Annotated in this window: 14 protein-coding genes; 2 read left to right on the top strand and 12 right to left on the bottom strand. The window is 49.9% G+C overall.

The features are described 5' to 3' along the window. The 8 genes from FO441_RS02230 to bshC form a co-directional block, all read right to left on the bottom strand. Complete coding sequence (locus FO441_RS02230) at window positions 1-1,131, bottom strand: cell division protein FtsQ/DivIB (protein ID WP_145285165.1); 1,131 nt, start codon at window positions 1,129-1,131, stop codon at window positions 1-3. A gap of 17 nt (window positions 1,132-1,148) precedes the next feature. Beyond that, window positions 1,149-2,480 (bottom strand): UDP-N-acetylmuramoyl-L-alanine--D-glutamate ligase, encoded by a 1,332-nt coding sequence (murD, locus tag FO441_RS02225; RefSeq protein WP_145285163.1) that lies wholly within the window; start codon window positions 2,478-2,480, stop codon window positions 1,149-1,151. After that, entirely contained in the window at window positions 2,481-3,443 is a 963-nt protein-coding gene (gene mraY / locus FO441_RS02220; protein ID WP_145285160.1) for a phospho-N-acetylmuramoyl-pentapeptide-transferase, read from the bottom strand. Between the two features lie 11 nt (window positions 3,444-3,454). Continuing rightward, complete coding sequence (locus FO441_RS02215; RefSeq protein ID WP_145285157.1) at window positions 3,455-5,605, bottom strand: penicillin-binding protein; 2,151 nt, start codon at window positions 5,603-5,605, stop codon at window positions 3,455-3,457. Further along, the gene (ftsL, locus tag FO441_RS02210; protein WP_145285154.1) at window positions 5,592-5,963 is read right to left on the bottom strand and encodes a cell division protein FtsL; all 372 of its coding nucleotides are present in this window, start codon (window positions 5,961-5,963) and stop codon (window positions 5,592-5,594) included. Before ftsL ends, FO441_RS02215 begins: the two co-directional genes overlap by 14 nt. Window positions 5,964-5,974: 11 nt before the next feature. Further along, complete coding sequence (gene rsmH / locus FO441_RS02205) at window positions 5,975-6,904, bottom strand: 16S rRNA (cytosine(1402)-N(4))-methyltransferase RsmH (RefSeq protein WP_145285152.1); 930 nt, start codon at window positions 6,902-6,904, stop codon at window positions 5,975-5,977. Between the two features lie 11 nt (window positions 6,905-6,915). Beyond that, window positions 6,916-7,347, bottom strand: a complete 432-nt coding sequence (gene mraZ / locus FO441_RS02200; RefSeq protein ID WP_145285149.1) for a division/cell wall cluster transcriptional repressor MraZ — start codon at window positions 7,345-7,347, stop codon at window positions 6,916-6,918. Window positions 7,348-7,478: 131 nt separating this feature from the next. Then, entirely contained in the window at window positions 7,479-9,059 is a 1,581-nt protein-coding gene (bshC, locus tag FO441_RS02195) for a bacillithiol biosynthesis cysteine-adding enzyme BshC (RefSeq protein ID WP_145285146.1), read from the bottom strand. Window positions 9,060-9,171: 112 nt separating this feature from the next. On the opposite strand from bshC, the gene FO441_RS02190 reads away from it, so the two are divergent. Continuing rightward, the gene (locus FO441_RS02190) at window positions 9,172-9,636 is read left to right on the top strand and encodes an N-acetyltransferase (protein WP_145285144.1); all 465 of its coding nucleotides are present in this window, start codon (window positions 9,172-9,174) and stop codon (window positions 9,634-9,636) included. A 63-nt stretch (window positions 9,637-9,699) separates the two neighbouring features. Here the strand turns inward: FO441_RS02190 and rpmF are convergent, their stop codons facing one another. Together rpmF and FO441_RS02180 are read right to left on the bottom strand one after the other, a co-directional pair. Beyond that, window positions 9,700-9,873: a 50S ribosomal protein L32 gene (gene rpmF / locus FO441_RS02185; protein WP_145285141.1), complete on the bottom strand. Its 174-nt coding sequence runs from the start codon at window positions 9,871-9,873 to the stop codon at window positions 9,700-9,702. 2 nt (window positions 9,874-9,875) lie between these two features. Further along, window positions 9,876-10,391 (bottom strand): YceD family protein, encoded by a 516-nt coding sequence (locus FO441_RS02180; RefSeq protein WP_145285138.1) that lies wholly within the window; start codon window positions 10,389-10,391, stop codon window positions 9,876-9,878. A 137-nt stretch (window positions 10,392-10,528) separates the two neighbouring features. On the opposite strand from FO441_RS02180, the gene FO441_RS02175 reads away from it, so the two are divergent. Beyond that, the gene (locus FO441_RS02175) at window positions 10,529-11,665 is read left to right on the top strand and encodes a nucleotidyltransferase (RefSeq protein WP_145285135.1); all 1,137 of its coding nucleotides are present in this window, start codon (window positions 10,529-10,531) and stop codon (window positions 11,663-11,665) included. Here the strand turns inward: FO441_RS02175 and coaD are convergent. Together coaD and rsmD are read right to left on the bottom strand one after the other, a co-directional pair. Beyond that, window positions 11,652-12,137, bottom strand: a complete 486-nt coding sequence (gene coaD / locus FO441_RS02170; RefSeq protein ID WP_145285132.1) for a pantetheine-phosphate adenylyltransferase — start codon at window positions 12,135-12,137, stop codon at window positions 11,652-11,654. The two genes, FO441_RS02175 and coaD, sit on opposite strands and share 14 nt — an antisense overlap. Then, complete coding sequence (rsmD, locus tag FO441_RS02165) at window positions 12,137-12,679, bottom strand: 16S rRNA (guanine(966)-N(2))-methyltransferase RsmD (protein ID WP_145285129.1); 543 nt, start codon at window positions 12,677-12,679, stop codon at window positions 12,137-12,139. Before rsmD ends, coaD begins: the two co-directional genes overlap by 1 nt. Window positions 12,680-12,694 lie beyond the last annotated feature (15 nt).

The following is a 12,694-nucleotide window of genomic DNA, read 5'->3' as shown; positions in this document are numbered from 1 at the left end:
TTACTCCCCGCCGCCGATATCCGTAAGCTGATCTCTTACATCCGCCAGTGCCTGATTTACATCTTCGATGTATTTAGCCTGTACCGGCGTTTCATATATGCCTGCTTTGACTTCCTCTGCCTCCTGGCTGCCGTAGGGCAGGAAACTGCTGCCGATTTCAAAGTCGATGACACCGGAATTCGGGTCCCCGATTTCTTTGCGGACACTTGGATAATAGTTCATCTTTTCATCAATTGTCCGGTAGTCTGCAACAATTTCCTGGCCGTCGTTCATGAACATATGGATGCGTGTCGATGAGTTCTCGGAAGGCCGGTAGTATATCTCGGAAATGCCTTCCAGTATTTCAGCGTCCACCTTATCCAGATTCTCCACCAGCTGGTTGAATTCCCTGCCTTCGAAGTAGTGGAGGATGGGTGCCTTTTTCGGTGCAGAGGGATAGCCCCGCAATATCTGGGCATTTTCGAGAACCGGATAGTAGTCGGCATTGTTGGCAACATACCCGAGTGCCCTGTATTCAGTCACAGTGACATTGATCTGGCTCCACCATTTGCGTTCCAGTTCGACACTTTGGACAGCAGGCAGGAGTGCAATGTTCTCCCTGGCCTGCGACAGGTCGGCACTGAACATTTTCGTCCCTTCATCAAAATGCAGTCGATCCTGTACCTCTTCATCGCTGATCAGTTCATTCCCGGAAATATTGATGGTCTTGATGTCACTTGCACTGCTGAAGACATACCATATCAATGTACCGACGGACAGCAGCAGTACAAGCAGCAGCAGTATATAGAAATGTGCACGGGTGAACTTCGGACGGGGCAGCCTGCGTTTTCTTTCCGGCTGCCTGTCTTCCCGGGGAAAAGTCTCAATTTCATCTTCGTCCACAAAATAATGGCCCGCGGTCTGCCTGTTTTCATTCATCAGCCTGCTGTGGAAGGTGGCAACCGCCTCCTCCTCTTCGGCCTCATCATCAATAGGATCGGATGCACCTTCAGGCACACCACCGTCCGGTTCGTTCTGCTGCGTCTCGGGAGGAGAGCCGCTGTCGAGACGCTCATCCAGCATATGACTGTCCGATTCCTTCGCGCGCTTCAACTTTTTCTTCATTTCTTCTATGTCCGGTCTGTCACTCATCGGCTCACCCCCTTCCTTCATCTATCAAGCGTACTGAACCCTTCCTTGAAGTGGTCGCCTCTGGCTTCATAGTCCTTGTACTGGTCCCAGCTTGCACATGCCGGTGAAAACAGAACCACATCCCCCACCTCTGCATGCTTTGCGGCCACCTGTACTGCATCATGGGGATGCTCTGTAATCAGGACGGTCTTCCCGGTGCTTTCGGCAAGCGCTTTGAACTTATCTTTCGTCTCGCCGAAAGTGATGACCATGCGCACATTGTCCATATGCGGAGCAAGTGACTCGAGCGACTGCCCCCGATCAAGCCCTCCGGCGATCCAGATGATCGGATCTTTGAAACTTTTCAGTGCAAAGGTAGTGGCCAGGTTATTGGTCGCCTTGGAATCGTTATAGTAGGATGCACCCGCATACTCGCCAAGATGCTCCATGCGATGCGGTATACTGCCGAAATGAAGCAGTGTTTCCCTGACCGCTTCGTCGGTTGCTCCATGCCGTTTGGCTGCAAGCAGCGCTGCAAGAATATTCTCGAGGTTGTGATCACCTTTCAGTTTCACCTGGTCGATGTGGATCAATGGCATCCCTTTGTATGTGACCATGCCATCTTCTATTGAAGCCTCCCCGCCGTCGGTAGTGGAGAAGTATTCGACATGCAGGCTGGCAGGATCATGAAGCATTTCCCGCTGCGCCCCATTGAATATCACCGTCTGCTGCTGATCCATATTGGACAGCAGATTCATCTTCGCCTGTACATAGGCTTCCCGGGTGCCATGGTAGTCGATATGGGCTTCGTAGATATTGGTGAATACCGCTGTGTCGGGACGAAATTCCTTTATGCCCATAAGCTGGAACGAGGACAGTTCCATGACCAGAATATCTTCCTTCGCGGCCTCACGTACTGCTTCCGACGCCGGGTATCCGATGTTTCCGCACAATATTGGCGAAAGGCCTGAACGTTCAAGCATTTCACCGATCAGGTGCGTGACTGTCGTCTTTCCATTTGTACCAGTGATGCCGATGATCGGGGCGTCGGACATGTGATATGCCAGTTCGACTTCCGTAATGATTGGAACATCCCTGTCGGCAGCCGACTCAAGAAACGGTATGGAATACGGGATGCCGGGATTCTTGACGATCAGCTCGGCATCATTCAGAAGACTTGTCGGATGGTGGCCATCGACGATTTCAACGCCCCATCCTTTCATCGTCTGCCTGACTTTTTCGTCTGCGATGATTTCATTTGTTGTCAGAGTGACGACCGCCCCGAGAGACACAAGTGCCGAAACGGCACTCCGGCCACTCCGGCCGTATCCGAGGACAACGACGTTTTTATTTTCAAAACTGGCAGTCATCTACAACACCCCCAATAGGACACCGATGGCACCGGCAATGATGCCGGCGGTCCAGAACACGATGACAATCTTCCACTCGCTCCAGCCGCCAAGCTCGAAGTGATGGTGGATCGGTGTCATTCTGAATATTCTCCTGCCCGTCAGCTTGTAGGAAGCCACCTGCATCATCACTGAAGCCGTCTCTACGACGAAGACGATGCCGATGAGGAGAAGCAGCAGGCTCTCGTTGAGCATGATCGAAACTGTGGCGATGATGCCGCCGAGTGCGAGCGAACCCGTGTCACCCATGAACAGCTTTGCTGGATATTTGTTGTAGACGAGAAATCCGAGCAGTGCGCCGATCATTATGAGGAGGAAAAGGGCGATTGCCATCTCTTCCTGCATGATTGCGATGACCAGGAAACTTGAAAAGGCGATGATGGACAGCCCTGTAGCCAGACCATCGAGTCCATCCGTCAGATTGACGGCATTCGAGAATCCCACTTGCCAGAAGACGATCCACAGCATGAACAGTATGCCGAGCGGGATGTTGATGTCCGTGCCCGGTATATGGATGCTTGTCTCTATATCCGTAATGGCCTGGGTCATGATGAAATAGACGATGATTGAAACAATGATCTGTGCAAGAAACTTCTGTTTGGAGGACAGCCCCCTGTTGTCCTTTTTGACGACGATGATGTAGTCATCGATGAAGCCGATCAGACCGAAGCCGACGGTCACAATGACGAGAACAAGCATCTTGTATGCATCATCCACCATCAGTAGCGCAATGATGGACAGGATGATGACCGGAATCAGATAGGTCAACCCGCCCATCGTCGGTGTTCCTGTCTTTACCTGGTGGCTCTTCGGGCCCTCCTCGCGGATGGACTGGCCGAACTTCATCCGCTTCAGAAGTGGTATGGTCACCGGCACCAGTATGACTGTGCTGATGAATGCGATGATTGGAAATAGATAGTTCATTTTGTCCTCCTCTAATCTTCGGGGTCATTCGATGATAGTGTGACTTCGAGTGCTTCTTCATTACTAAGAACAGTACCTGGTGCAATGGACTGGGAGTTTACATAACCTTCCCCTTCCACAGTGACCTCAATACCCACAAAGTCACCAAATAGCACAGCTTCACGCTTTGACAGGCCGGTAAGATCAGGCATTGACGCGTCCCCGTCCGTTTTGACGAAGAACGAATCGTACGGCAGAAGCTTATCATTTTTAGGATAGTGGTCCACCACCTCTTGCCCATTGCCGACTACGATGGTCTGAATCGTGGAGTCGGAAGCAAACGGTATCCCACTCAAAGGTTCGCCGGCATAGTCACCGACTTCGATCACTTCCGCCTCCTGCTCATCTTCCGATTCCCCGACTGTCAGATATTTGAGTGTGCGTTCCATCAGTGGGTTGAATCCTGGCATGACACCGATGTCCCATGTATCGGATTTGTTTTTCGATGCAAGCTTCACCCCGTAGTAGATGATGACTTCCGGGTCATCCTCCGGCGCGTAGCCGATGAATGATGTCAGAAATTCGTAGGGTCCATCCATGTAGCCGCCGTTTTCGGGGTCGATCACCTGTGCCGTTCCGGACTTGCCGGCGACTTCGTAGTCATCGAGCAGATACTGCGGGTTTCTTTCCATGGAACCGCCGACCAGCGTATTGAGCTCTTCATGCGTCTTATCCGCTGCTTCTTCCGAGATGACCTGGCGAACGACTGTCTCCTTGCCCTGATGCAGCACTTCGTCTGTATCCGGATCGGTGATCGATTCTATGACATACGGCTTCTTCATCTTGCCACCGTTCAGAATTGCAGTCATGCCCTGGATCATCTGTATCGGTGTGACTGTCGAACCCTGTCCGAAAGATGTCGTTTTCCTCTGCAGTTCGCTTTCCCAGGAAAGTGTACCGGTCTGCTCATTCGGGAACTCGGAGCCGGTCGTTTCGCCGAAGCCGAACTGCTTGTAGTAGTCGAGCATCTTGTCCTCCCCGACCTTGTCCTGCAGCAGCATCATCAGTGCATTGGAGGAATACTGCATGCCTTCATTATAGGTGATTTCTCCCCATCCTTCAGTTTCCCAGTCATGGATCGTATATCCATTGACATCGTAGGACCCGGATTCGTACAGTGCATTCGGATCATAGACACCGGCATCGATTGCCGCAGCAAGGCCGAACACCTTGAACGTCGAGCCCGGCTCGAAGGAGTACTGGTAGAGCATGTTCAGCCAGCTGTTGCCGAACCCTTCACGGGTTCTCGGGTTGAATGAAGGGCGCTGGCCACTGGCTAGAATTTCGCCCGTTTCTGCATCCGCCACGACGGCGAACAGCTCCTCAGGCTCAAAGTGCTCCTCCATTATATCGAGTGAGTCTTCAAGATACAGCTGGATATTCGAGTCGATCGTCAATTTCATTTCCGCGCCATCTTCGGGCGGTTTTACCGTATCCGAATTCGGTACAATATATCCCCATAGATCCTGCGTATAGTCTATGGTGCCGTCCTGCCCCTGGAGTATATCATCATATGCCCGTTCCAGACCGAGCTGACCCTGCAGCTCATCCGTGTCTCCCTGCTGTTCGGCATAGCCGATCAGATGGGACGCGAAGTCCCCATTCGGATAGAAGCGTTTCGTTTCCGGTGTCAGCACGATGCCCGGAATGCTGCCATCCTCCAGTGCATTTTTCTGGTTGTAGGAAAGGTCTCGCCCCTCCTTGCCGAGCTCCACCTGGAACCTTTCATTCTCGATCCCTTCTTCTATACGTGCCTGTATATCCTGAGCCGGCATATCTATTATCTCCGAGACCGCTTCGGCTGTCTCCTTAGGATCTGTCACGTGGTTCGGGTAGTCCGCATCCGTAATCAATGCCAGACGGTATGCTTCCATATCGCTTGCCAGAACGTTACCGTGGCGGTCCACGATGTCCCCGCGTTCCGCTTCCCTGACGGCTGAGCGTGTAAACTTGTCGTGTCCATGCGCCACCAGGTCTTCATCATCGAGCGTCTTGTATATCATCAGATAGGAGAATTGCCAAAATATGCAAATAAAAAGCACTCCTATACCAAGGTAGATTAGGAGCGCACCAACTGATAGCGTTTTAGTTTTCTCACCAAGCCTGATTCTAATCCTTGCCATACTTCTCAGCAACCTTTACATTTCCATTGTCCAGTTCAAGTCCGAGTTCATTCGCTTTTTCGTAGATTCTTTCATAGGAGCCAAGATCTGTCACTTCCGTCTTCAGTTCACTGATCTCGCCTTCCCTGACGGCAATTTCACTTTCGACCTGGGTATTTTGTGTCTGAAGCGAATAGGCTTCCATCTTGAGCGAAAGTACGTATATTGCAGCTGCTGCAATCAATGTCATAAGTATCAGGTATGCAAGTGCTTCAAATTTCTTGATACCGATGACGCGTCTGGCTTTTCTTGTCTCATGGATCTGTTCCTGCTCTGTATGCGGACGCGGCAAGGTCTGGTGATAGCGTTCTACTGCCATAATAACACTCCCTATTTCTGCTTCTCTGCAATTCTTAGTTTTGCACTGCGTGCACGTGGATTGTCCTCCACCGCCATGTCATCTGCAACAATCGGTTTCTTGTTGACACGCTTCAAAATCGGTTCATAGGCTTCGGGAATGATCGGCATATTACGAGGCAGTTCAGGTCCGGACTCATACTCCATGAACATCTGCTTGCAGATTCTGTCCTCGAGGGAGTGGAATGTAATCACTGATACACGGCCCCCCTTATTCAGAAGGCCGATTGCCTGCTCAAGAGAACGTTCGAAGACGCCAAGTTCATCATTCACTGCAATTCTTAGTGCCTGGAAGACACGCTTGGCCGGGTGGCCGCCTGTTCTTCTGAACTTGTGCGGTATCTGCGATTTGATGATCTCTGTAAGTTCAACAGTTGTTTCAATGGGTTTCACAGCACGCAGACGTTCAATCTCCCGTGCAATCTTCTTGGAAAACTTCTCTTCCCCATATCTGAAGAAGATACTGGTCAGCTGTTCATAGGAATATGTATTGACAATCTCGTATGCATCCAGAGACTGGCTCTGGTCCATCCGCATATCAAGTCTTGCCTCTTTGGAGTGGCTGAACCCTCTTTCCGTAATATCCAATTGGGGGCTTGAAACCCCAAGATCGTACAATATACCATCGATTCCCGTAACGCCCTGCTCGGAAAGCGCTTCTGTCAAATGTTCAAAGTTGGAATGTATGAGTGTGAGGTTATTACTATCTTTGAATTTTTCCTCTGCGTTCTGAATTGCCAGGCTATCCTGATCAAAAGCGAACAGGTGTCCTGTCGTCAGTTGTTCGAGAAGATAGGCACTGTGCCCGCCGCCACCCAATGTGGCATCGACATAAATGCCGTCCGGGCGTATATTCAGCCCGTCCACTGTCTCTTCCAATAGAACGGTATCGTGCCTGAACATATCCTCACATCCTATAAATCAAAATCAATCAGTTCTTCTGCTATATCTTCAAAATGGGATTCCGAATCGTCGTAGAAGGACTCCCATTTTTCTGTGCTCCATATTTCAATCCTCTGCGAAACGCCAATAACCGTACATTCTTTTTTCAAGTCAGCATAATCTCTTAAATTCTGTGGAATGTTGATTCTGCCCTGCTTATCCACTTCAACTTCGGTTGCGCCTGAAAAGAACATTCTCATGAACTTTCTGGCATCCCTTTTCGTCAGTGGCAGGGTGCTCATTTTCTTTTCGATCTGTGCCCATTCTTCCATTGTATAGCCGAACAGACAGTGATCGAGGCCGCGGGTGATGATGAACTGCTTATCAAGGGCATCCCTGAATTTGCTGGGAACAATCAAGCGTCCTTTAGCATCCAGCTGATGCCTGAATTCTCCCATGAACATCCAATCACCTCGCCTATACAAATAATTTACCACATCTCCCCACTCTGTACCACAAATTATGTGCATTTGTGTGAATTTAATTACTTAACATGAAAAAAGACAGTTTCCACGAGAAGGAAACTGCCTTTATGCTAGACGCCTTTTATAATTGTGAGCTTCGTCGTATAGCTTAGATTGCGATGGTCGATTCCAGGGAACATCCAAGGGTGGTAGACACGCTCCTGCAGCGCACCGCCAGGCATGACGCGCTCCGCCACTTCCTCAAGGTCATTCAGCCTGCTTCTCAATGCCTTTTTCACTTCGAGCCTGTACCTCCGTTTCAGATAGGCAAGCTGCTTCTGGTGGACTTTCATGTTCGCTTCAATCAGATGCCCGTACCGCTCCCGGCCATCACCACCCGACAGGGCTCGGTAGTCATCTTCGAGTCTGGTCTTCATCGCATCCACCTCGTCAAGGAATGCCTGGTCGGTCGCCTCCTCCACCAGCCTGTTCTTTCTGTTTTCCACATCTGCATGCAGTGTATTAGATACTTGCAGATCATATTTATCAAGCAGCTTGCCAAGCCGCATATCTTCGTGGATGATCTCCATGCGCTTCAGAACAATCGGCATCGGCATCCCCATTGATTGAAACACTTCGTGGAGTTCGCCCCAGTACTTGACTTCGGCACCGCCGCCCGCGAATATGAGCGTATTGAACAGCATTTCCTGCATGAGGGGTCTCGTAACGACATTATTGCTGAACGTTTCAGGTGCATCCCCAAGTCTTTCGATCAGCGCCTCCTTGTCGATTGTGCCTTTATCTGTCTCGAACCGGCCATCCTGCTGCATCAGCAGTGTCCTGCTTCCTTCGGAACCTGTGAACAGATGGACATTGGTCTCCGTCTCTATCATCGGGGACAGTCCGAGTGTTTCATTGAATTTCTTCTGTCCGCTCCTGAAGGACCGGTCGATGTCTTCATGATGATTGATCATTTGTTCAAACATCGGCACTTCAAAGGCACGTACTGCCTCACTGTGCGCGTTGAAGATGAGCAGTCCTTCCTCCTTGAACACATCATGGACGAGCGCATGAAAGAGTTCAGTCCAGTACTCATGGCGATGGATCATTTCAATGATATGGCTCTTCTTATGGTAAAGCAGACCCGAATCGCCGCATGCTTCGATGATTGCGAGCAGTGTCCTCTCCATTTCGGCAGCATCATACCGGTAGAACCCGAGACTCATCGGTACCGTCAAGTTCGGTTTATAGGAGATTTTACGGCGTCTTCTATGATGCTTGTCATAGATGTAGGTATGATTCACCTCGGCAAAATCATGATCCTCCCCGGCAACCCAGAATACAGGAACCGCATCATAGTCATGCGCTGCTTTGACTTCCTCTGTGAGCACAAGCAGTGTGATGATCTTATGCATGATATAGCTCGGACTCATGAACAGGCCAGCCTGCTGGCCGCCGATGATGACCCGATGTCCGGCCTTGAGCTTTTCTATATTTTCACGCTGCGCATCACTCAGCCCATACTGCTCCATATCGCTCCGTATGATGCCCGCAAGCTTTTCCGTATGCGGATGCACAGGGCGATCCAGCACCTTTTCCACGCTTTCCCTATCATAGGAAAGATGATCATAGAACTGCAGTGTCCCTTGATCTTTATTATTGAAGTTTTTTGTAAATTCATCCTGTCCGAAATTCAAACATTCGATTTCCATAATCCGTCTCCTTCTTCGGGGTAGTAATTAGATTATAAATATTATAAACATATAAAACAATTGAACGGTTTTGAAGAAATATACTATAATGAAACCAAAGGAGAGAATAAAAATGTCAGAAGTGAAACATTTAGCAATCAATTATAAGACCGCAGAAGATTTCAAGAAATTCCGTGAGTATGGTGCGCAGGAACTGCATATGATGAAAGAACTCGAAGGCAATATGATTGACGCTGATATCGACTCCCCATTCTATGGCATCTACGTCGGCGACACACTGGCCGCCCGCATGTGCCTGTACCGCAAAGAGGACGAGCAGCAGCCGATATTCGATCCGCCACATGACTACATGGTCATCTGGAAGCTTGAAGTACTCGAGAAGTACCAGGGCCGGGGATTCGGCGGTAAAATGATCGAATTCGCCAAGAATTACGCACTTCCCATCAAGGCGATCAGCCGCCAGAATGCGCGCGGATTCTTCGAAAAGCATGGCTTTGAACCGATGAAATATGACATTGACCGGGACATGGCGGATGATCCGTTGATCTGGTATCCGGAAGGCTATGTACTGAACTAGATGGGAAAACACAAAAAGTCGCTGGCGGATTCATTCCGCCAGCGACTTTTCATATCGCATCAATTAGTTTGCTACGACGTCTTCACCTTTATAGCTGCCACATTCTTTACATACACGGTGGGAAAGCTTCATTTCACCACAGTTCGGGCATTCGACCATACCAGGCACTGAAAGTTTCAGGTGCGTACGGCGTTTTCTTTTGCGTGTGATTGAGGTTCTTCTTTTTGGTACTGCCATTTCTATTCCTCCTTATTTTCACTGTCGTCTAGCAGCGATTTCAACTTTGCCATTCTCGGATCCACTTTTTCCGCATCTTCCGCCAGTTCCTCTTCTTTCATGACCGACCAGTTACTACCACCTGTCAGCGTTTCATCACTTTTGGTGATGACGTAGGGAATATTGACGACAATCAGTTCACGGACAATCGGTTCGAGATCCAAAGTGTGGGTCACTGGATGAACATTTTCAGCCAGTTCGTCGGTCTCACCCGGCTCTTCAACGAATACTTCCTGTGATTCGATGTGAAGAGGTACCTCTATATCTTCGGAAGTACGGCTATCGAGCATATTGACCACTGTATCTATCATGAGATCGACTAGAATCTCACGATTCCGTATATGGATCTCACCTTCCACTGAAGTCTCTTCAGTGCCGGTGACATCCTTGCGATCTGTTATCTCTCCGAACTGGACCTTTTCATTTACAGCGATTGATTTCTGTTTGAACTTATTAAGCTGTGTTAATGACCATCTCATATAGTTTCACCTCTTATGAGCACAAAAAACATTGTACCTTCAACAAGGTTTTCTGTCAAGTTTTTTTCTTAACACTACACATTATTCCAATGGCATTTTCTGTTACAATATCATTGAAGAGAAAGGAGTGTCTAACCATGATTATTACATCTTTAATTACTGAATACAATCCCTTTCATAATGGACATATCCATCATATCGAAGCCTCCAGGCGGCTGACCGGGGCAGACGTCGTCATCGCAATCATGTCAGGCAGTTTTACACAGCGTGGCGAAATTGCCGTCACCGACAAGTTCACGCGTGCTCAGGCGGCCATTGGACATGTCGATCTCGTGGTCGAGCTGCCCATGCCCTGGGCGGTGAGCTTTGCCGATGACTTTGCACTCGGCGGTGTGCATATTGCAGAACTGCTCGGCAGCGACCATATCGTCTTCGGCAGTGAGTCCGGGGATATCGATGCGCTTCATGATACGTACCATAAGCTGAAGGATCATGATATAAGGGAGAAGATGGAGGTATTGACGAAGCAGGGCTACAGCTACCCCCGCGCCATCAACGCAGCCATCGGCTCCGACATCTTCAATGGTGCCAATAACACTCTTGGTCTGTCCTATCTGCGCGCAATCGATTCACTCGGCGCCGAGATCACACCGCTGACCATACCAAGGCTCGGCAACCAGTACAATGAGACCGCCCTGTCCGAATCCCGCTTCTCCAGTGCCACCAGTCTGAGGCAGGCCATCCAGGAAGGCAGGACCGAGGAAGCAGCGCAATATATGCCGGAAGACCTGGTGCGTAGCATCCATGCCAAAGGTCCACTGTCCAACGAAGTGCTGTTCGATACTCTGAAGCTCCTCATCCAGCGCAGTACGCCACGCGACTTGCGTGAAATCTATATGATGACCGAAGGCATAGAGCACAGATTGCTCGCCAAAATAAGAAAACATCGTTCCTATGATGCTTTCCTTTCCGATGTCAAGACGAAGCGCTATACGATGACGCGTCTCAACCGGCTCATGATCTATATACTGCTCAATATTACGCAGACGCAGATGGCTGGATTGCAGTTGCCTGAGGCCATCAGAGTGCTGGCCATGAACCGAACAGGGCAGACCTTGCTGAAAACCCTGCCTGAAGCGCTTGAAGTCATCACCAACGTCAACAGCAGGAACAGCGGATATATCCGAAACGATATCATCGCCACCGATATCCATAATATCTACAGCGGCTCGGACAGGAACGACTTCAATACGCCGGTCATCATCGCAGACTGAATTTCTGTTTCAGGGCATCCTCCACAAGCGGCGGGACCAGGTCCTCTATTCTGCCACCATATTTGGCCACCTCTTTGACAATCGAGGAGGAGATGAACGAATAGTTGTTGTTGGTCATCATGTATATCGTCTCTATGGAGCTGTTGAGCTTGCGGTTCATGGAGGTCAGCTGCATCTCGTACTCGAAATCGCTGACTGCACGCAGGCCTCTGACAATCGACCTGGCCCCCACTTCCTCACAGAAGTCGATCAGCAGGCCATTGAAACTCCTCACTTCGACATTCGGCAGATGGGCGGTCACCGCTTCTATCATCGCCACCCGCTCCTCTGTCGAGAAGAGCCCCTTCTTTGATGAATTTTTCAGCACGGACACATAGACTGTATCAAAAATCTTGCTCGTCCGCTCTATGATATCAAGATGACCGTAGGTGATCGGGTCGAAACTTCCCGGGCATACTGCGATTCTACTCATTATAGTTCCCCTTCCTTTGTCAGTACATTGATGCGGATCGTGCCATATACCGCTTCTTTCAGGCTGGCGTAGCCGGGTGTTCCGTAGGCTTCGTCCTTATGCGTCTCAACCACAATACGGCCGTCTCGGGCGAGTATGTCCAGTGAATCGATCAGTTCAAGTGCTACTTCGACCATCCCCTTATGGTATGGCGGATCCAGGAAAATCAGATCGAACTGCCTGCCTCGCCTGCTCATGGCCCGAAGCGCACGCCGGTAGTCGTTGCGGAAGATCTCCACCGGTTCATCGATGTCCTCCGTATTCTGCCTTATGATGCCGACCGCATCCTTCGCCCCATCTATGAACATGGCATCCGTCCCTCCGCGGCTCAGCGCCTCGATGCCGAGTGCGCCGCTTCCGGCAAACAGGTCCAGGACACTGCCGTCGATCGGACCGAGTATGTTGAATATATTTTCCCGTACCTTGTCGGTCGTCGGCCTCGTATCATTCGACTTCAGTACCGCAAGTTTTTTTGATTTATATTTTCCACTGATTATTCTCATGAGAAACCTGCTTTC

Origin of the sequence: Salinicoccus cyprini, from assembly GCF_007713705.1 — a bacterium.
Classification (GTDB): Bacteria; Bacillota; Bacilli; order Staphylococcales; family Salinicoccaceae; genus Salinicoccus; species Salinicoccus cyprini.
This window is presented reverse-complemented; position numbering and strand designations above follow the sequence as displayed.